The organism is Comamonas sp. Y33R10-2, assembly GCF_019355935.1.
Taxonomy (GTDB): Bacteria; Pseudomonadota; Gammaproteobacteria; order Burkholderiales; family Burkholderiaceae_C; genus Comamonas.
This window is the reverse complement of record NZ_CP079925.1, coordinates 717,062-735,303: the sequence shown is the minus strand read 5'-3', so window position 1 is coordinate 735,303 and position 18,242 is coordinate 717,062. Positions and strand designations below refer to the sequence as shown.

The 18,242-nt window shown below is 57.8% G+C and carries 20 protein-coding genes and 1 tRNA gene; 16 read left to right on the top strand and 5 right to left on the bottom strand.

Annotated features, from left to right (window positions below):
• Window positions 1-130: 130 nt before the first annotated feature.
• Together KUF54_RS03290 and galU are read left to right on the top strand one after the other, a co-directional pair.
• Window positions 131-3,055 carry a valine--tRNA ligase gene (locus KUF54_RS03290; RefSeq protein ID WP_219345205.1) on the top strand — a complete coding sequence of 975 codons (2,925 nt, stop codon included), beginning with the start codon at window positions 131-133 and terminating at the stop codon, window positions 3,053-3,055.
• Window positions 3,056-3,123: 68 nt separating this feature from the next.
• A complete protein-coding gene (gene galU / locus KUF54_RS03285) occupies window positions 3,124-4,023 on the top strand; it encodes a UTP--glucose-1-phosphate uridylyltransferase GalU (RefSeq protein WP_219345203.1) in 900 nt (299 codons plus the stop codon).
• 93 nt (window positions 4,024-4,116) lie between these two features.
• Here the strand turns inward: galU and KUF54_RS03280 are convergent, their stop codons facing one another.
• From KUF54_RS03280 to cysM, 3 genes are all read right to left on the bottom strand, one after another.
• The gene (locus KUF54_RS03280) at window positions 4,117-4,344 is read right to left on the bottom strand and encodes a sulfurtransferase TusA family protein (protein ID WP_219345201.1); all 228 of its coding nucleotides are present in this window, start codon (window positions 4,342-4,344) and stop codon (window positions 4,117-4,119) included.
• Between the two features lie 69 nt (window positions 4,345-4,413).
• Window positions 4,414-5,037 carry an NUDIX domain-containing protein gene (locus KUF54_RS03275; protein ID WP_219345199.1) on the bottom strand — a complete coding sequence of 208 codons (624 nt, stop codon included), beginning with the start codon at window positions 5,035-5,037 and terminating at the stop codon, window positions 4,414-4,416.
• Between the two features lie 94 nt (window positions 5,038-5,131).
• The gene (cysM, locus tag KUF54_RS03270; protein ID WP_219345197.1) at window positions 5,132-6,037 is read right to left on the bottom strand and encodes a cysteine synthase CysM; all 906 of its coding nucleotides are present in this window, start codon (window positions 6,035-6,037) and stop codon (window positions 5,132-5,134) included.
• A 39-nt stretch (window positions 6,038-6,076) separates the two neighbouring features.
• Here cysM and KUF54_RS03265 point away from each other — a divergent pair.
• Window positions 6,077-6,161 (top strand) — tRNA-Leu (locus tag KUF54_RS03265).
• A gap of 419 nt (window positions 6,162-6,580) precedes the next feature.
• On the top strand, window positions 6,581-6,760 hold the full coding sequence (locus KUF54_RS03260; protein ID WP_219345195.1) for a hypothetical protein: 180 nt from the start codon (window positions 6,581-6,583) through the stop codon (window positions 6,758-6,760).
• A 59-nt stretch (window positions 6,761-6,819) separates the two neighbouring features.
• Here KUF54_RS03260 and KUF54_RS03255 read toward each other — a convergent pair whose 3' ends face one another.
• Together KUF54_RS03255 and KUF54_RS03250 are read right to left on the bottom strand one after the other, a co-directional pair.
• Entirely contained in the window at window positions 6,820-7,851 is a 1,032-nt protein-coding gene (locus tag KUF54_RS03255; protein ID WP_219345193.1) for a phage portal protein, read from the bottom strand.
• On the bottom strand, window positions 7,848-9,749 hold the full coding sequence (locus tag KUF54_RS03250; protein WP_255576266.1) for a terminase large subunit domain-containing protein: 1,902 nt from the start codon (window positions 9,747-9,749) through the stop codon (window positions 7,848-7,850). The genes KUF54_RS03255 and KUF54_RS03250 overlap by 4 nt, the downstream gene beginning before the upstream one ends.
• A gap of 126 nt (window positions 9,750-9,875) precedes the next feature.
• Here KUF54_RS03250 and KUF54_RS03245 point away from each other — a divergent pair, with 126 nt between their 5' ends.
• The 12 genes from KUF54_RS03245 to KUF54_RS03190 all read left to right on the top strand — a co-directional run bounded on the left by KUF54_RS03245 (window position 9,876) and on the right by KUF54_RS03190 (window position 18,021).
• Window positions 9,876-10,742: a GPO family capsid scaffolding protein gene (locus KUF54_RS03245; RefSeq protein WP_219345191.1), complete on the top strand. Its 867-nt coding sequence runs from the start codon at window positions 9,876-9,878 to the stop codon at window positions 10,740-10,742.
• Between the two features lie 53 nt (window positions 10,743-10,795).
• Complete coding sequence (locus KUF54_RS03240) at window positions 10,796-11,812, top strand: phage major capsid protein, P2 family (RefSeq protein WP_219345190.1); 1,017 nt, start codon at window positions 10,796-10,798, stop codon at window positions 11,810-11,812.
• Between the two features lie 83 nt (window positions 11,813-11,895).
• Complete coding sequence (gene gpM / locus KUF54_RS03235) at window positions 11,896-12,618, top strand: phage terminase small subunit (protein ID WP_255576264.1); 723 nt, start codon at window positions 11,896-11,898, stop codon at window positions 12,616-12,618.
• Window positions 12,619-12,762: 144 nt separating this feature from the next.
• Entirely contained in the window at window positions 12,763-13,251 is a 489-nt protein-coding gene (locus KUF54_RS03230; protein WP_219345188.1) for a head completion/stabilization protein, read from the top strand.
• Between the two features lie 3 nt (window positions 13,252-13,254).
• On the top strand, window positions 13,255-13,464 hold the full coding sequence (locus tag KUF54_RS03225; protein WP_219345186.1) for a tail protein X: 210 nt from the start codon (window positions 13,255-13,257) through the stop codon (window positions 13,462-13,464).
• Between the two features lie 5 nt (window positions 13,465-13,469).
• A complete protein-coding gene (locus KUF54_RS03220) occupies window positions 13,470-13,676 on the top strand; it encodes a hypothetical protein (RefSeq protein ID WP_219345184.1) in 207 nt (68 codons plus the stop codon).
• Window positions 13,673-14,239 (top strand): lysozyme, encoded by a 567-nt coding sequence (locus KUF54_RS03215; RefSeq protein ID WP_219345182.1) that lies wholly within the window; start codon window positions 13,673-13,675, stop codon window positions 14,237-14,239. Before KUF54_RS03220 ends, KUF54_RS03215 begins: the two co-directional genes overlap by 4 nt.
• Complete coding sequence (locus KUF54_RS03210; protein WP_219345180.1) at window positions 14,236-14,820, top strand: hypothetical protein; 585 nt, start codon at window positions 14,236-14,238, stop codon at window positions 14,818-14,820. Before KUF54_RS03215 ends, KUF54_RS03210 begins: the two co-directional genes overlap by 4 nt.
• Window positions 14,804-15,310, top strand: coding sequence for a phage tail protein (locus KUF54_RS03205; protein WP_219345178.1), 507 nt, complete (start codon window positions 14,804-14,806; stop codon window positions 15,308-15,310). The genes KUF54_RS03210 and KUF54_RS03205 overlap by 17 nt, the downstream gene beginning before the upstream one ends.
• Before the next feature lie 11 nt (window positions 15,311-15,321).
• A complete protein-coding gene (locus tag KUF54_RS03200) occupies window positions 15,322-15,780 on the top strand; it encodes a phage virion morphogenesis protein (protein ID WP_219345176.1) in 459 nt (152 codons plus the stop codon).
• A gap of 366 nt (window positions 15,781-16,146) precedes the next feature.
• On the top strand, window positions 16,147-17,121 hold the full coding sequence (locus KUF54_RS03195) for a tripartite tricarboxylate transporter substrate binding protein (protein ID WP_219345174.1): 975 nt from the start codon (window positions 16,147-16,149) through the stop codon (window positions 17,119-17,121).
• Window positions 17,122-17,199: 78 nt separating this feature from the next.
• A complete protein-coding gene (locus tag KUF54_RS03190; RefSeq protein WP_219345172.1) occupies window positions 17,200-18,021 on the top strand; it encodes a transporter substrate-binding domain-containing protein in 822 nt (273 codons plus the stop codon).
• The last annotated feature ends 221 nt before the right edge of the window (window positions 18,022-18,242 follow it).

Genomic DNA, 18,242 nt, shown 5'->3' with positions numbered 1-18,242 from the left:
CTGAAATAAGACCTACCGCGCCCATCACCGGATCGGATCGCTAAAATCATTGGCAATCCGTCCTAATTTCTATGCAGACGGCATCCCCACGGATGCCGTTTTCGTTTTCAGAACTTTTTGCACCGCAGCCATGAGCGACACCACCATTCAATCGATTCCACAGCCCGGCCTCGACAGCCTCTCCAAGTCTTTTGAACCCGCTTCCATCGAAGCCCATTGGGGCCCCGAATGGGAAAAGCGCGGTTACGGCAACGCCGGCTACCGCGGCACGGGCGTGCCCGGTGCTGAAGCGACTGCGGCTGGCAACAACTTCGCCATTCAGCTTCCTCCACCGAACGTGACCGGCACGCTGCACATGGGCCACGCGTTCAACCAGACCATCATGGATTCGCTCACGCGCTACCACCGCATGAAGGGCTACAACACGGCCTGGATTCCCGGTACCGACCACGCTGGAATTGCTACGCAAATCGTGGTGGAGCGTCAGTTGCAAACCCAGGGCGTGAGCCGCTACGACCTGGGCCGTGACGAGTTCACCAAGAAGGTCTGGGAGTGGAAGGAAAAGTCCGGCAACACCATCACCACGCAGATGCGCCGCATGGGCGACACCGTGGACTGGAGCCGCGAGTACTTCACCATGGACGACAAGCTCTCCAAGGTCGTGACCGATACCTTTGTCAAGCTGTACCAACAAGGCCTGATCTACCGCGGCAAGCGCCTAGTTAACTGGGACCCTGTGCTGCAATCCGCTGTGTCGGACTTGGAAGTCGAAAACCAGGAAAAAGACGGCAGCCTGTGGCATATCGCCTACCCTCTGACCAGCGGCGAAGGCAATCTGGTGGTGGCAACGACTCGCCCTGAAACCATGCTGGGCGACGTGGCCGTGATGGTCCACCCCGAAGACGAGCGCTACAAGCACCTGATCGGCCAGACCGTGACCCTGCCTTTGGTGGGCCGAGAGATCCCGATCATTGCCGACGACTATGTGGACAAGGAATTCGGCACCGGTGTTGTGAAGGTCACGCCTGCGCACGACCAGAACGACTATCAAGTGGGTATTCGCCACAACCTGCCCATGATCACGGTGCTGACGCTGACCGCCAAGATCAACGACGAAGCACCCGAAAAGTACCGCGGCATGGACCGCTTTGTGGCCCGCAAAGCCATCGTGGCGGACCTGGAAGAACTGGGCCTGATGGTCGAGATCAAAAAGCATAAGCTGATGGTGCCGATCTGCGACCGCACCGGCCAAGTGATCGAGCCCATGCTGACTGACCAATGGTTCATCGCCATGAGCCAAGTGGCCAAGGAAGGTACAGGCGATGCCACCGGCAAGTCCATTGCGCAAAAGGCGATTGATGCCGTGGCCACGGGCGAAGTGAAGTTTGTGCCCGAAAACTGGGTCAATACCTATAACCAGTGGATGAACAACATCCAAGACTGGTGCATCTCGCGCCAGCTGTGGTGGGGCCACCAGATTCCGGCCTGGTATGACGAGGAAGGCAATATCTACGTCGCCAAAACGGAAGCCGAGGCGCAAGCCCAAGCTCCCGGCAAAACACTGCGCCGCGACCCCGATGTGCTGGACACTTGGTATTCCTCAGCCATGGTGCCGTTTAGCACCATGGGCTGGCCAGAACAAGGCACGGCCGCTGACGATGACTTCAACCTGTACCTGCCCTCTTCGGTGCTGGTCACAGGCTACGACATCATCTTCTTCTGGGTCGCTCGCATGATCATGATGACCACGCACTTCACCGGGCGTGTGCCGTTCAAACATGTATACATCCACGGCTTGGTGCGTGACTCGCAGGGCAAGAAGATGTCCAAGTCTGAAGGTAATGTGCTGGACCCGGTCGATTTGATCGACGGCATCTCGCTCGAACCTTTGCTGGACAAACGCACCACGGGTCTCCGCAAACCCGAAACCGCACCCGCTGTGCGCAAGAACACGCAAAAAGAGTTCCCCGAAGGCATTCCGGCCTACGGCGCGGACGCACTGCGCTTTACCTTTGCTGCACTGGCCTCACTGGGCCGCTCGATTAACTTCGACAGCAAGCGCTGCGAGGGCTATCGCAACTTCTGCAACAAGCTCTGGAACGCCAGCCGCTTTGTGCTGATGAACTGCGAAGGCTATGACTGCGGCTTGGCACCTCACACCAAGGAGCAATGCCAAAGCGGCGGCGAGATGGAAGGCTATATGCACTTCAGTCAGCCCGATCGCTGGATCAGCTCGCAGCTGCAAAAGGTCGAGGCCGAAGTGGCCAAGGGCTTTGCCGAGTTCCGTTTGGACAACGTCGCCAATACGATTTACGACTTCGTCTGGAATGAGTTCTGCGATTGGTATCTGGAAATCGCCAAGGTGCAAATCCAGACCGGAAGTGTTGCTCAGCAGCGCGCTACCCGCCGCACCTTGATCCGCACGCTGGAAGCAATTTTACGTCTGGCTCACCCCATCATTCCGTTTGTGACGGAAGAGCTGTGGCAGCAAGTGGCGCCTGTGGCTGGCCTGAAGGGCGACTCTATTGCCGTCGCCGGCTACCCTGAAGCCCAAATCGCCAAAATCGACGAAGCCTCAATCGCCTACGTCGCGCGCATCAAGCAAATGGTGGACGCCTGCCGCGCCCTGCGTGGAGAGATGGGCGTATCGCCCGCACAGCGCCTGCCATTGTTGGCTGTTGCTGGTTCGAGCGAAGACTTCGAGTTCCTGTCTGCCAACGCAGCTGTGCTGAAAAATCTGGCCAAGCTCAGCGACGTCAAGGTATTCCAAGACGAAGCCGCTTGGGCCACTGAAGCGCAAAACGCCCCAGTGTCCGTGGTGGGCGACGCCCGCTTGGCGCTGTTTGTTGAAGTGGATGTAGAAGCGGAAAAAGCTCGCCTATCCAAGGAAGCCAAGCGACTCGAAGGCGAAATCGTCAAAGCCAACAACAAGCTGAGCAACGAGGCCTTCTGCGCCAAGGCCCCTGCCGCAGTGCTGGAGCAAGAGCGCAAGCGCCTGACCGACTTTGGCACAACGCTGACACGCATCAACGAGCAACTGGCTCGCCTTGGTTAATCCCGGGTAGACTTTCGCCAGTTCAAGGCGCAGGAAACTGTGCCTTTTTTCCATCTCTTTTGACTGCCATGAACAATCAAACCTGCGTTCGCAAAGCCGTGTTTCCCGTTGCCGGTCTGGGCACCCGCTTTTTGCCTGCCACCAAAGCCTCTCCCAAAGAAATGCTGCCGGTGGTGGACAAGCCGCTGATTCAGTACGCCGTCGAAGAAGCCTATGAGGCTGGCATCCGCGACATGATCTTTGTGACAGGCCGCAGCAAGCGCGCCATCGAAGACCATTTCGACACCGCCTACGAGCTGGAAAACGAGTTGGAACGCGCCGGCAAGCAAGCCATGCTGGATCTGGTGCGCAGCATCAGCCCCGCCGACATGAACTGCTTGTTCGTGCGCCAGCCCCGCTCTTTGGGCTTAGGCCATGCCGTTTTGTGCGCAGAACCACTGGTGGGCGATGAGCCATTTGCCGTGATTTTGGCCGACGACTTGATGACCGGCGAAACCATCAACGGTGTCACAAGCCCCGGCGTGATGGCGCAAATGACGGCCGCCTTCCAAAAGCAAGGCCGCTCACTGCTGGCCGTGCAAGAAGTGCCGCTTGAGCACACCAAACGCTATGGCATCGTCAAGGGCGAGCCCGCTGGCGGCCCACTGATGCGCATCGACGAAATCGTAGAAAAGCCCGCCCCAGAAGTTGCACCATCGCGCATGGGTGTGGCTGGCCGCTACGTGCTGACACCAGCCATCTTTGCGGAAATTCGCAACCAGCCCAAGGGCGTGGGCGGCGAGATTCAACTGACCGATGCCATTGATCGCCTGATGCAGCACGAAGCCATCTACGCCTTTCAGTACGCTGGCAAGCGCTATGACTGCGGCAGCAAAGAAGGCTTTTTACAAGCAACTGTCGAGTTGGCGCTGCAACACCCCGACGTGGGCGATAGCTTCCGCGAGTACCTCAAGACATTGAGCCTGTAAAAAAAGCACTCAATCCAAAGCAAAAGGCCTGCAATCGCAGGCCTTTTTTACGTTAAATGCTCTCAATTTAAGTGCAATATTCAGCGGCACTTTTCAGCGACGCTTGAGAATGTGAATGAACTCATCACCCACAGTCTGCTGCTCGACCAGCTCATTGCCCGTCTGCTTGGCAAACGCCTGAAAGTCACGGATGGAGCCGGTATCGGTCGCCACCACTTTCAGCAGCTGACCGCTTTGCATGGCAGCCAGTGCCTTCTTGGCTTTGAGAATCGGCAGCGGGCAGTTCAGGCCGCGGGTATCAACTTCTTGATCTATTTGCATGGGCTAGGTTTCCTCGTCAATACCGATTGTAGAAAAGCCAGACGTTGGGCGTGCCAACGCGGTCTTTGTTCAATCCAGCACAGGGGCCACCGTAAAGCGCGGATCTTCAGCCCATAAGCGCACAGGCCATTTGGCAGGCTCTGGCTCGGAGGTCTGGCCAGGGCGAAACGCACCAAAACGCGGCTCAAAGCCTTTTTGCTTGACCCAATGCGCTAGGGCGTAGCCTGTACCGGAAGGCCAGCACTGCGCCTCTTGAGGCGTCTGCCAGCGGTACTCCAGCAGCTCGGGCGAGAGCTTCACATCTTCAGCACGCCCCTCGACCAACACATGGTAGGCAATCAGCACCTGATTCATGCGCAAAAACTCCGAGCTGCACAAAAGGCGCAGCGCTTTGACGCGCAAGCCCGTCTCTTCCATCACCTCGCGGCAAATGCCCACTTCTGGCGACTCGCCAGCTTCCATAAAACCAGTAATCAGGCCAAACACACCCTCTTGCCACATGGCGTTGCGCGCCAACAAAACGCGTCCGTCCGTGCCCTCTACAACGGCAGCCAGCACGGGAGTGGGGTTGCCCCAATGCGTAAACCCGCAGCTTGGGCAGCGCAGGCGCTGAACTTCGCCACTGTCTTCATTCGCAACAATCCATTGCAGCTCAGTGGCGCAGTTGGAGCAAAAGCGAACTTCATAAGCCATCTAGCTATCCTTATTCTTTGTTTTGATAGCAGCCAATGCTTATTGCATAAGCACTAGCTGCCATTGAGAGCCTATTTTGTCGCGACAGCTCAAATCAAGCAGGAAAGACACCTGTAGAGAGGTAACGGTCACCGCGGTCGCACACCACAAAAACAATGGTGGCGTTTTCTTCGCGCTTGGCAATCTCTTGGGCAACCCACAGCGCGCCCGCAGCCGAGATTCCGGCAAAAATGCCTTCCTCGCGTGTCATACGGCGAGCCATGTCCTCAGCATCGTCTTGGGACACATAGACCATCTCATCGACCAGCGATGCGTCATAAATCTTTGGCAGGTATTCCTCGGGCCACTTGCGAATACCGGGAATGCGCGAACCTTCGGAAGGCTGGGCACCAATAATTTTTATGTTCGGGTTCTTTTCTTTAAGAAATTTGGCCACGCCTGTGATGGTGCCGGTCGTACCCATGGCACTCACAAAATGCGTGATCTCGCCGCCCGTTTGCTCCCACAGCTCTGGACCCGTGGTTTCATAGTGGGCGCGGGGGTTATCTGCATTAGCAAACTGATCGAGCAGCACGCCCTTGCCCTGCTTGACCATTTGGTCAGCCAAGTCGCGCGCATATTCCATGCCGCCACTCTTGGGTGTCAGAATCAACTCGGCGCCATAGGCCTTCATGGTCTGGGCGCGCTCAATGGACAGGTCCTCGGGCATGATCAAAATCATGTTGTAGCCCTTGATTGCCGCCGCCATGGCCAAGGCAATGCCAGTATTACCCGATGTTGCCTCAATCAGAGAATCACCCGGCTTGATCTCACCGCGCTCCTCAGCACGCTGAATCATAGATAGCGCAGGTCTATCTTTGACGGAGCCCGCGGGGTTGTTACCCTCCAATTTCCCAAGCACTACATTACCGCGCTCACGGTTCACATCCGCGCCAATGCGTTGCAAAGCGACTAGCGGTGTGTGACCGATTGCATGTTCGATCGTCAAATAGTTTTTCATGCCCAATAATGTGCCATAATTCAGTTCTGCGCTAAACAAGCCCGGGTGGTGAAATTGGTAGACGCAGGGGACTCAAAATCCCCCGCCGCAAGGCGTGCCGGTTCGATTCCGGCCCCGGGCACCACACATTAAAAGCCGTTAAGTTCCAAAGACTTAACGGCTTTTTCTTTGCCTGCTCAAAGGTGGTGACTTGAGCTATTAGGCGCAAAGATAAAAAAGCATTTGGCGCAAAGACCATTTCGATGAAGATTCCTCTTGCGCTGCAACCACCTCAACCTCTCGCTTTGATGTGCGCCATATATGCACAAAAACCGTCATTTCTCGTCACTTTTATTCGACCTGAATCTATATAGCTGAGCAACGCTGGCGCGGCTTTGCACCAACTCGACAGTTACGTCGAAAGCGCTCCATTAAGCGCGCGGGCGAGGCGGGGTCTCAACCGCGCGCCGTAGGGCATGGTTGATGGTCCTTGGATCGGTTGGGGTAGTTACATTTTGGGAAATACTGTATATTCATACAGCAAATCAACTAAAAGGTGACCCAGTGCGTGAGGATGACCCGGAGGACGAGCAAGCCATGGAGAGACAACTGCGTGAGCTGTACACCATGCTTGCAGCACTGGATGCGCTTCTAGGCGCAGCGAGCACTAACGCAATACAGGCGTGTCACGTCCGCCAACTGCTTCAGCCCATGATCAAGAGCCTTGATCAGGCCATTGAATGAGCGCCCAGCAAAAAGGCCCCGCATTGCGGGGCCTCCTCACATCCGTCAGATCGCGACGGCTACTTCACCAGACCACCCGGCTGAACTTCATCCACCCCGGGCAAGCGATAGGGCTCAAAGGAACAGACCGTATCCTCCATGAATTCATTGATCGCATGGGCAAACATCTCCTGCAGCGGCTGAATCTCATTACGGGCAAATACCCGGGCAGCGTTCACCACATCGCCAAAGCCTGAAGCATTCGTCGGCACCAGCCCCATCAACTGCGGCGGCACACGATGAGCTGCCAGCTGGTCATCACGACTCACGTTCTTGATATTGAAGAACTCATCCTTCGCCGCAGCTTCCCCAATAGGCAGAAGTTGGATCCCCTTCTCCTTCCCATTTGGGCTATGGAAAAACAGATTGCGAAAATTGCCCAGCCCCTTGCTGGACTTCAGCGCATCCCGCAGCCGATCCACATCCCCCTGATTCGTCTCGGGGTCCGTCAGGTACAAGATGTACCCCGCATGAGATCCATTCGTGTAATAACGACGCCGGAACAGCGTGGCACTCTCATTGAGCAAAGCCGACTGCAGCGCGGCCAGGTACTGTGGCAGGCCATACAGCTCCTGATGCACGTCAGGCTCCATCAAGTGACAAATGCTCCCCCGGCGAAACTCATGCGCCTCCTGCCAGTTCCGTACAAAGACAAAGCGCGTCAAGTCCCTGTGCCTGCGCACATACTTCGCCAGTGCATGCTGCAACGGCATCACCCCGCCCAGCACATTGCGTGGTCGCTCCAGGTAGGCATTGCCAAAGACCAAATAGTCCAGAGCCAGCTTGTGCACCGCCTGCGTACTCAGCCACTTATGCGGCTTGAACGTACTAGCCAGCACCTGCGCTTTAAAACGAATCGCACTCTCGTGATGCGTCGCCGCCCTGAACGACTTGGCCAGCCCCTCAAAGCTCACCGGCGTCTCATACCAATCCCCATTCAGCCAGCATTCCACGTAATCCAGAATCTCCCTGCGGTCCAGCACCGCCTCGGGGTCTCCAAAAGTAAACGCCTCGGCCTTGGCCGGCATCGTTACCACAGCTGTATCAGTCATCCAAAAAACTCCACGGTTGCGCCGCCCATGGCCCCTGCAACAGCGGCCTCCAGCGGTTCGTTATCCATTGCATTCATGCACGCCCAGGCCAGATCCGCATGGCCAGCCTCCTCACTGCGCCCCGCCGCATAAGTCACACTGCGCCCGCTCGCCGTCATCTCCCGCTTGATTGCCATAAAGCTGCGCTGCAAATCCACATCCCCGGCATCAAACTCCAGCCGCCCGGCCCGCATCACGCTCTGCGCCTTCAACACCAGCCGCGTCTTCACATCCACGCTGTATTGCAAAGCCTTCACCCCGGGGAAGAACTTCTTCACGATCTGATAAACCCCCTGCCCCAGCCCCGTCGTATCAATGCAGATGTGCTGCACGTTGTACTTTTTCGTCAGCTTCTCAATCTCACCCGCCTGCGCCTCAAAGTCCGGGTTGCGAAACTGCATACGCTCCAGCACCCGAAACTTGCCACCCTGCACATCCGGTGGTGCCATCACCACCAGCCCCGCCGCATCCCCCGTATGGCTAGGGTCGTAGCCAATCCACACCGGCTTATAGGCAAACGGCCGCAACGCAAACGGCTTGAAGTCATGCGCCCATGCATCCCAGCTATCCACATGGCAACGCATTAGCTCCGTCAGTGGGAACACCGCAAACGACTCATCCACAAACCCGCACATCAGCAAGTTCTCAAACTCCTCGGGCGAATACTCAAACCGCAACTCATCCAGATCGAACAAATCGCAGCCACCCGCCTCCGCATCCTGAATCGTCACAATCTGGCGCCAGACCTTGTCCTCACCCGTAAAGCCCCCTGCCAGCCGGTCATGACTCAAATCCAGCGCAATCCGGTCAGCCTTAGACCGCTTGCGATTGATACGGCTCCCACTCCAGAAACCATAAGCTTGATGCTGCAAACTACTCGGCGTGCTGAAGTACGTCTTGCGCCACCGCTTATGCATCGCCATCCCGCTGGCCACCTTGTTCAGCTCGTCAAACTTGTGCGTCCAGAAGAACTCATCAAAGTAAAAATTGCCGTGGTAGCCCTGAGCCGTGCGCGCATTCGTGCCCAAAAAGTACAACGTCGCCCCATTGCTCAACACAATCGGGTCGCCACTCAAATCCACCTCGCACACCTCCTTGGCAAAAGCCATGATGTACTGGCGAAAAATGTGCGCCTGTGCCCGGCTCGCTGACAAGAAAATCTGATTGCGCCCCGTCTCCAGCGCATCAATTAACGCCTCCCGCGCAAAGTACCAGGTCGCACCAATCTGCCGTGACTTCAGAATCGCCCGCGTCCGTTCCTGGCTGTTCTGCCACCAGTTCAGCTGGTACTTGAACAAACTCTCGATAAACGCCGCCTTCAACTTCTCCAGCATCTCCTCGCTGAAGTGATTGCGCTCCTGCCACTTCTTTGGCCCCGCATTGCGCCGCTCGATATTCGGGTTCAGGTCTGCCTCTTTGCCCGTGGCCTCGTACTTATGCACCCGGGCCAGCCGCTCAATCTGGCGGCCCAGCAAGTCAATCTCCTTAAAGTCCCCGCCCGTCTTGCTCTCCTTGTTGATCAAAGTGCAAAGCCGCGCCTCCAGCGTCCCCTCTACCCGCTCAAGCGGCTTCGCCTCGGCCCACTTCTCCGCCTTCGCCCAGTCATGCAGCGTCGTGCGTGCAATCCCCAGGTAATCCGCAATGTGGCTAATGCGCCAGCCCATCCAGTACAGCGCCCGCGCATGGCGCCGCGGCCCCGCATCGCCACCGGCAGTCAACTCATGCAACAGCCCCAGCTGCTGAACATCGGCAGCAGCCTCGGCGGTTGAGAAGGGAAACGGGTTATCAGCCCGCTTTCGGGCCACAGCAACAGTCATACCGGCCAGTTTGGGCATCCCTTCGCGCGCGCGCACCTTCATTCAAAGGTAAGCAATCGCGCTACATCCACCACTGCTCGACACCCAAAGGCCGTCCCAAGACCATAGACACATCCCTAGCAAATACCACTGCAGGGCGCTTCATCAACCCACCTGCACTGCTGCCACATGTCCAAATCCAAATGGTTCCGCGTTGCCACCGAAGGCGCCACCACCGACGGCCGCTCCATCCAGCGCACATGGATCGAGCAAATGGCCAAGAACTTCAGCCCCGCAAAATACGGTGCCCGCGTCTGGATCGAACACATGCGCGGCATGCTCCCCGACAGCGCTTTTGCCGCCCAGGGCGACGTACTCGCCATCAAGGCAGAAGCCGTGGAAGACGGCAAGCTCGCCCTCTTCGCCCAGATCAAGCCACTGGAAACGCTGGTCGCCATGAACCAGAAAGGCCAGAAGATCTACACCTCCATTGAGGTCGATCCTGAATTCGCCGGTACCGGTGAGGCCTACCTCGTCGGCATCGCTGTCACCGACAGCCCCGCCAGCCTCGGCACCGAACTGCTGCAGTTCTCCAGTCAGCACCCCGATGCCAACCCCTTGAAGGCTCGCAAGATCAGTCCGCAAAACCTTTTCACTGCGGCCCAAGAATTCAAGCTCGAACTCGAACCTGAACTTACCCCGTCCGCAGAAGCCGGTGTCCTCGCTGCCGCCCTTGGCAAATTCACCGCCTTTCTGGAAAAACTCTCACCAGGCGGCAACGAAAAACCAGCGACGACCACTGCTCCTGCCATCCAGCAGCACAGCGCAGCCCCTGCAGCGGACATCAACGCCGCGCTGGCCGAAGCAGGCAAGGCGCTGCACAGCCTGTCTGCTCAGCAAATCAAAGACACGCAAACCATCGCTGAACTGAAACACAGCTTTAGCGAACTCAAGCAGTCCCACGACGCACTGGTGCAAAAACTCAGCGCCCAGACAGACGGCACCACACGCCCGGCTGCCACGGGCGGCGACGGCTACGCCAAGGCCGACTACTAAACCCGGCCGCAGCCACACCACGCCACCAAGCAACACCCCATCAAGGAACGAATATGCGCAACGACACCCGCAAACTCTTCAGCGGCTACATGGCCCAGCAAGCCACCCTCAACGGGGTTGAAAGCGCTGGCACCAAATTCGCTGTGACCCCCTCCGTGCAGCAAAAGCTCGAATCTAAGATTCAAGAATCCAGCGCCTTCCTCTCCCGCATCAACGTCATCGGCGTGGCCGAGCAGTCCGGCGAAAAGCTCGGTCTGGGCATCAGCGGCACCATCGCAAGCCGCACCGACACCAGCGGCAACGGCGAACGCCAGACCACAGACCCAACCGGCCTCACCGCTGATGGCTACGTCTGCAAGCAAACCAATTTCGACACCCACATCCGCTACGCCACACTGGATGCATGGGCCAAGTTCAAAGACTTCCAGACCCGCGTCAGCAACCAAGTCCTGCAGCGCTGCGCCCTTGATCGCATCACTGTCGGCTGGAATGGCACCAGCGCCGCGGCCACCACCAACCGCGCAACCAACCCACTGCTGCAAGACGTCAACATTGGCTGGCTTGAAAAAATCCGCCTCAACGCCGCCGCCCGCGTCTTGAAAGAAGGCGCTGCTGCAGGCAAAGTCACCATCGGCGCCACCGGTGACTACAAAAACCTCGACGCACTCGTCTACGACGCCTACAAAACGCTGCTCGACCCCTGGTTTCAGGAAGACCCCCAACTCATCGTTCTCGTCGGCCGTGACCTCATGCACGACAAGCTCTTCCCCCTGGTCGAAGGCAACGACGCACCCACCGAAAAGCTGGCCGCAGACATCGTCATCAGCCAAAAGCGCCTTGGTGGCCTGCAGGCCATGGTCGTGCCCTTCTTCCCTGCGGGCAAGGTACTCGTTACCCGCTTGGACAACCTGTCCATCTACTTCCAGGACAACTCCCGCCGTCGCGCCGTGGTCGACACCCCCAAGCGCGACCGCATCGAGTTCTTCGAGTCCAGCAACGACGCCTACGTCATCGAAGACTACGGCCTCTGCGCTTTGATCGAAAACATCCAAGAGGTCCCAACTCCCTGATCGCTGTTGTCTCCGGCGAGGCCTTGGCCGCCGTTGCCACAACGGGCGCGGCGGCCTTTTTTTAAACAGGACACCCAACACCCATGCCCATGACCCCCGCCCAACGCCACCGCGCGCGCGTGCTGGCCGCACAGCAGGCCGAAGCGGCGGCTGCCACAGACCCGCACGGCCCCATGCAAGGTGCCGAGCACGAGCTCATGCTCGCCCAGCTCCACCAGCACCTGCGCACTCTCAAAGGCATTCAGTCGGTGGAGCGCAAGATCGAAGCCAAGCGCACCATGCTGGCTGACTTCGACAACTACCTTGATGGCGTACTGGAAGCCGATGCCGGTGCACAAGACCCCGTAGTCACCACCACCCTCGTCTGGCATCTCGACGTGGGCAACTGGCTTCAGGGCCTGCAGCTGGCCGATTACGCCATCCGCCACCAGCTGGCCCTGCCCGACCAGTACAACCGCAACCTGGCCACTTTGCTTCTCGATGAAGTCAGTGAAGCCGCCCTTAAGGGCCAGATCACAGGCCAGCAAGCCCTTGTCACCCTCGCCAAGGTCGACCAGCTCACCACCGGCCACGATGCTCACGACCAGGCACGCGCCAAGCTTCACAAAGCCATTGGCTGGGCCTGCATGGGCAAAACATCTACGCAAGACGTGGACGTCAAAGAACTGCAACTCGACATGGCCTCGCTGGCCATCGACCACCTCACCCGCGCCATGGCCTTGAACGACAAGGTTGGCGTCAAAAAAGACGTGGAGCGACTGGAGCGCCGCATCAAAGACCTGCTCGGGTCTTCGGCGGCTCCATAGCCCCCAGCAGAGCGAACCCCGCACCCGGGCGGCTCCCTGCCTGCGGCCAGCCGGTCACAAACCGCGCATGACCAAAGGCAGGGACCACCGCCCCCTTGGCTTCCCCTCAGCAACAACTTTCACCCCGTCACCACCTTCTGCGCTATGAACAGCTTCGTCATTACCGCCAACCCGCCTAGCTCCACCGCAGAGCCCGTTGTCACCAATGACGGCTGGTTCCCCGACCTCAGCCCTGCTGAAGTGCGCAACGCTTGCCGCCTTGGAGGCACCGTCACCTCAGACCGCCTGCGCCCCGCCCTCATGGATGCCATGCTCGCCGTCAACGCAGAGCTGGCCGAGTACCAGCATGAGCAGCAAAGCCGCTGGGGCTACGCCAGCCTGGGCGACGTACCAGCTCCAGCCATCGGTGGCAAAAGCGCCAAGCTTCTCTACTACGCCCGCGCCGTGCACTACGGGCTCATGGCTGATCTGGCCGAGGCCTACCGCAACCTCTCCACCCTTCCCAACGGCACCGGCAAAGAAGATCAAGTCATGCAAGCGCTCGTTGTGGAAGTCGATGAGCACCGCCGCAAACAGCGCTGGGCCATCTCCGACCTGCTCGGTCGCGCTCGCTGCACCGTAGAGCTGCTCTGAGCCATGACCACCCAGCTGCGCACCATTCAGGGCGAAACCGTTGATGCCCTTTGCTGGCGCCACTACGGCCGCACCCTCGGCATGACAGAAGCCGTGCTTCAGGCCAACCCCGGTCTGGCCGCGCTGGGCCTCGTGCTACCGCAAGGAATGCTGGTCGTCATGCCTGCCCTGCCGCAAGCCCAGCCCAAACCCATCACACAGCTCTGGGACTGAACACCATGAACAAGCAAGAATTTGTGCAATCCGGCATGGCCGAGGCCGCCAAAGGGGCGCCCCCTGTCATCGTGGCCGCCACCGCTAACGTGCAAAGCTGGAGCATGGCCGATGTCGTCACCTGGCTCACAGTCATTTACCTGCTGCTGCAAATCGCCTGGCTGATCTGGAAGTGGAGCAAGGCAGCGCAAACCGGCGAGGTTAAAGAATGAGTCCGCGCCCACTCCCTCACTACTTCCCGCACTTGGCGGGCAGCCTCGTGCTGGCTTCCGCCTCGCTGGTCGGCTTTCTGAGTCAGTGGGAAGGGGGCAACCAGCACACCGTCTATGCCGACAAACTCGCCGCTGGCCTGCCCACGGTCTGCCGAGGTCTCACACGCCATGTCACAACCACCCCTCTGGTGGTGGGCGAGTACTGGGGCGCGGAAAAATGCGCCCGAGAGGAGCAAGCCGCCCTTGTCAAAGTGCAGACCCAGCTAGGCCAGTGCTTCAAGCGTCTGCCTCCGCAAGGCGTGTTTGACATGGCCAGCAGCCACGCCTGGAACAACGGCACCCCATCCACCTGCACAAGCCTTGCCATGCAAGCCTTCAATGCAGGCAACTGGTCACTAGGCTGTCAGCGGCTGTCCGTCAGCGACAGCGGCAAACCCGTCTGGAGCTTTACCAGCCGCATCAATGCCAAAGGTCAGCGCGAGTACATCTTCGTCAAAGGTCTGGCCAACCGGCGTCAGGCTGAAACCGGTAACTGTCATACCGCCCTGAAAGATGGCCCATGAATCACCGTGAACAAGGCTATACCGCCACCTCACTCGCAACCCTTATTGCCACCGTCGCCGCTCTGCTCGTTGCCACTTTCTATGTCGGTGTTTTCTATGAGGGCAAACGCATCGCCACCCGCCAGCATGCCGAGCTGCAAGACACCCAGCGCCGCACCTCTCTGGCAACCACCTGGCTGCGCAACCAGCACGCCATCCAAACTCAGCAGCAAACCACCCTCGTCGCCCAATTGCGCAGCCAGCTTGATACTGAACAAGGAACCGCCAATGCATCCCACCACACCCATGCTGCTGCTGTGCGCTCTGGCGCTGTCAGCGTGCGCGTCCCCGTCATCCTGCCCGCCCGGTGTGAATCTGCTGGAAGCACTGCCGCCCCAGCCTCTAGCACTGGGCCTGCAAAAACGTACGCCCAACTTGACCCAGCGGCAGCAGCAGATCTTGCTGACATCTCCCACGATGGAGACAAAGCCATCCGGGAACTGAACTACTGCATAGACCGTTATGCCCAGCTGCAGCAAAACTGGGCCGCATGGCAACGTCATCTTGCAGTTCTGGAGTCCTCTCATGCTCAAACCAATTAACCTACGCGAGCACCTGACCGCAGGACTGCCTGAGCTGCAGCGCGACCCGGAACGGCTGATCATGCTCATTCGTGGAGGGAGGGTACGCGCCACGGCCACCAAGTCGCTGAGCTGGCAGTACGAATACACGCTGCGCCTGATTTTTTGCGACTGGACGCTGCACGCAGATGTGATCGTGGCCTTGCTGCTGCCCTGGTTGCACCACAACCAGAACGAGATGCTGGCCAACCCCGACAAAAACAAGACCGGTATCCGCTTTGATGTGGACTACCTCAACGTCAATGCCATGGACTTCGTCCTTGATCTGGAACTGACCGAGCGCGTCCTGTGCCGCCCTATCGAAGGTACCCCGGGTCAAGTCAACCTCACCCATGTGGATGACCAGCCGCCAGACCACCTGCACCAAGCCGAGAACTGGAAAGTAATGTTTGAGGGCCAGCAGATAGCTGAGTGGAGCTATCCGGCTCCGCCCCCTCTGCATCATGGATAAAGCGCTTAACCATGGCCGATGATCTTGAACGCTTGGAAGACTGGCTGGTGCCACTGCTCCACAAACTGGAGCCCGCGCAGCGCCGCCAGTTGGCCCGCGAGGTTGCGCTCAGCTTACGCAAAGCCAATCAGCAAACCATGGCCGCCCAGACCAGCCCTGAGGGTGAGGCCTGGGAACCACGCAAACACCGCGCCCACGATGCCAGAGGAAAGCTCAGGCAAGGCCCCATGTTTCGCAAGCTGCGCAATGCCCGCAACCTCAAAGCCAGGGGCTTCGCCAATGAAGCAGTGGTGCAGTTTCTAGGGAGGGCTGAGCGCATTGCCCGCGTGCATCATCTCGGGCTGCGTGACTTTGTGAACCCGGGCGGTGCAGAGTATGACTACCCTGCTCGGCCGATGCTTGGTATCAATGAACATCAGCTCGAAGAAATTCGGGATTTCATACTTGAATCAATCACAGCAACGTCCTAGAAGATTTCAACACCCCGCATAAGGTGCGGCATCAACAAAATTTTCAATCTGTCGACTGGTGTAGTTCAGCCGGTTCAATCCCGTGTGATGCGAGCTGCTAAAACCTAGCCATGGGGTGATAAAGGTTACCCATCTCAACTGATAGGAGTTGTTGATGTGATACTAAAAAACATCTCCACTCCCGGTATTAACGATAGTAAGCAAATGCAAGCTATGCAACTACGCTTGTGATCTGGCGCCTTGTTTTCTGGGTGGCATGGGTGGATACCCCCTCAGCAAGACTCACACAGCTCATTGCAATGGTGTGGCGTTGGTGACCACATATGTCCTCGGAATGCGCTTATTTGTATTTCTCAAGGATATTCAATGCACACCATCACACGTCGATCTCTGGCGGTTGCAGCCAGCTTGGCCGCGCTCACTTTTACTGTTGCGGCTCACGCCGCTGATTTTCCAGAGCGCTCCATCACGGTGGTTGTACCCTACTCACCAGCAGGCGGTGTCGACATCATCACTCGCCTGGTAACCACCGCCATGGCACAGAATCTGAATCAGTCCATTGTGGTGGATAACAAGCCCGGTGGCGGCACCAATATTGGCATGCAGACCGTGGCGCGCAGTGCCCCTGATGGCTACACCCTGCTGACTGCATCGAACACGCTGACAACCAACAAGGCTCTGTACAACAAGCTCAGCTACGACCCAGATACCGCATTTGAGTACATCGGTCGCATTGCTGAGGCTGCTTTGGTTGTTGTGGTGAATACCAACTCTCCAATCAAGACACTTGATGAACTTGTCAAAGCAGGCAAGTCCAAGCCCGAAGCATTGAGCTTTGGCACTGCTGGCGTTGGGAGCTCAGGCCACATGGCCAGCGAACAATTGATGGCTTCGGGTGGTTTTAAGGGAGTACATGTTCCTTATAAGGGTGGCTCCGCAGCAGTGACTGATTTACTAGGTGGTCGTTTGGACTTCATGACCATTAACCCCCTGGAAGTCACAGGCCACATCGCTGCAGGAAAGCTGCGCCCCTTGGCAGTGCTTAACGATGCAGGTTCTCGTTTGCTGCCTCAGGTCAAGACTGCCAAGTCACAGGGCTATGACGTGAACGCAACTGTGTGGTGGGGTCTTACCGCTCCTGCAGGAACTCCCGCTGCTGTGATCGCAACATTGAACCAGTCGCTGAACAAGGCGGTGGCATCCCCTGAAGTTCAAAAGAAACTGGGGGAGATCGGCGCATCTCCCATGACAGGAACACCAGCACAGTTTGCTCAGTTTGTGAAGAAAGAGTCTTCAGAACTAGGCAAGTTGATCAAAACAGCCGGTATTAAAGCCGATTAAGCCCTGATCGTTATTGCGGGTGGCTGCATGCTCAGTGCGTATGCAGCTGCTGTAGTCCTTCGGTGGAGAGGAGACTTTATGCACAAGAAATACTTCCATTCCCTGCTTTTAGTAGCCGCACTGGCTATGAGCGGCTGCTCGCAGCTAACGCCGCTCCAATCTCCTGCGTCAGGTAGCGTTACGCTGGTAGCGTCTGCACAAGAAGTCAAAGCTATTGCGCCCACGGGTGTGCTGCGCGTGGGTGTCTACAAGGGCAGCCCCACATCAATGATTCCTGCTGCCGCAGGCGATGAACCAAACGGTGTGGCCTATGCCATGGGCAAAGCTTTAGCAAGCAACATCGGCGTGCCATTTGTACCAGTGGTATTTGATAAGAATGCGGACGTATTGGCTGCCGCCAAAAAGGGGGATGTCGACTTTGTCTTTACAAACGCAACAACAGAGCGCAAAGCCTTTCTGGACTTTACGCCCACCGTGTTGAATATTGAAAAAAGCATATTGGTCAGCCCCAAGAGCATGATTTCAAACCTCGATCAGCTCAAGAGCATATCTGCCAAGGTAGGTGTGAGCGCAGGCAGCTCAACCGGTGAAGAGCTGAAGACCATCTACCCCAAAGCACAGTTGCTGCCGCAGCCTTCATTGGCAGTTGCGCGCCAAAAGCTAACTTCTGGCGAACTAGATGGCTTTGCGACCAACAAGTCAATTTTGTTTGAGATGAAAGACCAGACACCCGGTACAAAGGTGCTTGATGGCTCCTGGGGTCTTGAAACATTTGCGATTGGTTTGCCCAAAGGGCGCGCCGCTGGCGTACCGCATATCGAACGCTTCGTGAATGCCAGCAAGTCCAAAGGCGATTTAGCGCGCTGGGTCACTCAGGCGAATTTGCGCGGCACCCAATAAGCGAAGCGTTCTCAGAAAGAGGTGGTTCCGGCTTGGGCGCTGCTGAAGTAATCACCTAGTTTTGAGCGGTAGGCCTAAAACACCGGCCTACCTAACTCATCAGGGGGGAATTGCACCTCAGTGAACCACTCCTTCAAATCCTATTTCCAAGGTCGAGTGGTCATAAGCTCAAACGCCACTCAAACGCAGGAAATCGCTGGCTGCAAAATGCCAGCCACCTC

Coding starts and splice junctions, on each gene's coding strand:
- KUF54_RS03190 (WP_219345172.1), top strand. CDS start 17,200: ATGCACAAGAAATACTTCCATTCCCTGCTTTTAGTAGCCGCACTGGCT.
- gpM (WP_255576264.1), top strand. CDS start 11,896: ATGCCCATGACCCCCGCCCAACGCCACCGCGCGCGCGTGCTGGCCGCA.
- KUF54_RS03220 (WP_219345184.1), top strand. CDS start 13,470: ATGAACAAGCAAGAATTTGTGCAATCCGGCATGGCCGAGGCCGCCAAA.
- KUF54_RS03205 (WP_219345178.1), top strand. CDS start 14,804: ATGCTCAAACCAATTAACCTACGCGAGCACCTGACCGCAGGACTGCCT.
- KUF54_RS03215 (WP_219345182.1), top strand. CDS start 13,673: ATGAGTCCGCGCCCACTCCCTCACTACTTCCCGCACTTGGCGGGCAGC.
- KUF54_RS03275 (WP_219345199.1), bottom strand. CDS start 5,037: ATGGCTTATGAAGTTCGCTTTTGCTCCAACTGCGCCACTGAGCTGCAA.
- KUF54_RS03245 (WP_219345191.1), top strand. CDS start 9,876: ATGTCCAAATCCAAATGGTTCCGCGTTGCCACCGAAGGCGCCACCACC.
- KUF54_RS03280 (WP_219345201.1), bottom strand. CDS start 4,344: ATGCAAATAGATCAAGAAGTTGATACCCGCGGCCTGAACTGCCCGCTG.
- KUF54_RS03290 (WP_219345205.1), top strand. CDS start 131: ATGAGCGACACCACCATTCAATCGATTCCACAGCCCGGCCTCGACAGC.
- KUF54_RS03225 (WP_219345186.1), top strand. CDS start 13,255: ATGACCACCCAGCTGCGCACCATTCAGGGCGAAACCGTTGATGCCCTT.
- KUF54_RS03200 (WP_219345176.1), top strand. CDS start 15,322: ATGGCCGATGATCTTGAACGCTTGGAAGACTGGCTGGTGCCACTGCTC.
- KUF54_RS03230 (WP_219345188.1), top strand. CDS start 12,763: ATGAACAGCTTCGTCATTACCGCCAACCCGCCTAGCTCCACCGCAGAG.
- KUF54_RS03210 (WP_219345180.1), top strand. CDS start 14,236: ATGAATCACCGTGAACAAGGCTATACCGCCACCTCACTCGCAACCCTT.
- galU (WP_219345203.1), top strand. CDS start 3,124: ATGAACAATCAAACCTGCGTTCGCAAAGCCGTGTTTCCCGTTGCCGGT.
- KUF54_RS03250 (WP_255576266.1), bottom strand. CDS start 9,749: ATGAAGGTGCGCGCGCGCGAAGGGATGCCCAAACTGGCCGGTATGACT.
- KUF54_RS03195 (WP_219345174.1), top strand. CDS start 16,147: ATGCACACCATCACACGTCGATCTCTGGCGGTTGCAGCCAGCTTGGCC.
- KUF54_RS03240 (WP_219345190.1), top strand. CDS start 10,796: ATGCGCAACGACACCCGCAAACTCTTCAGCGGCTACATGGCCCAGCAA.
- cysM (WP_219345197.1), bottom strand. CDS start 6,037: ATGAAAAACTATTTGACGATCGAACATGCAATCGGTCACACACCGCTA.
- KUF54_RS03255 (WP_219345193.1), bottom strand. CDS start 7,851: ATGACTGATACAGCTGTGGTAACGATGCCGGCCAAGGCCGAGGCGTTT.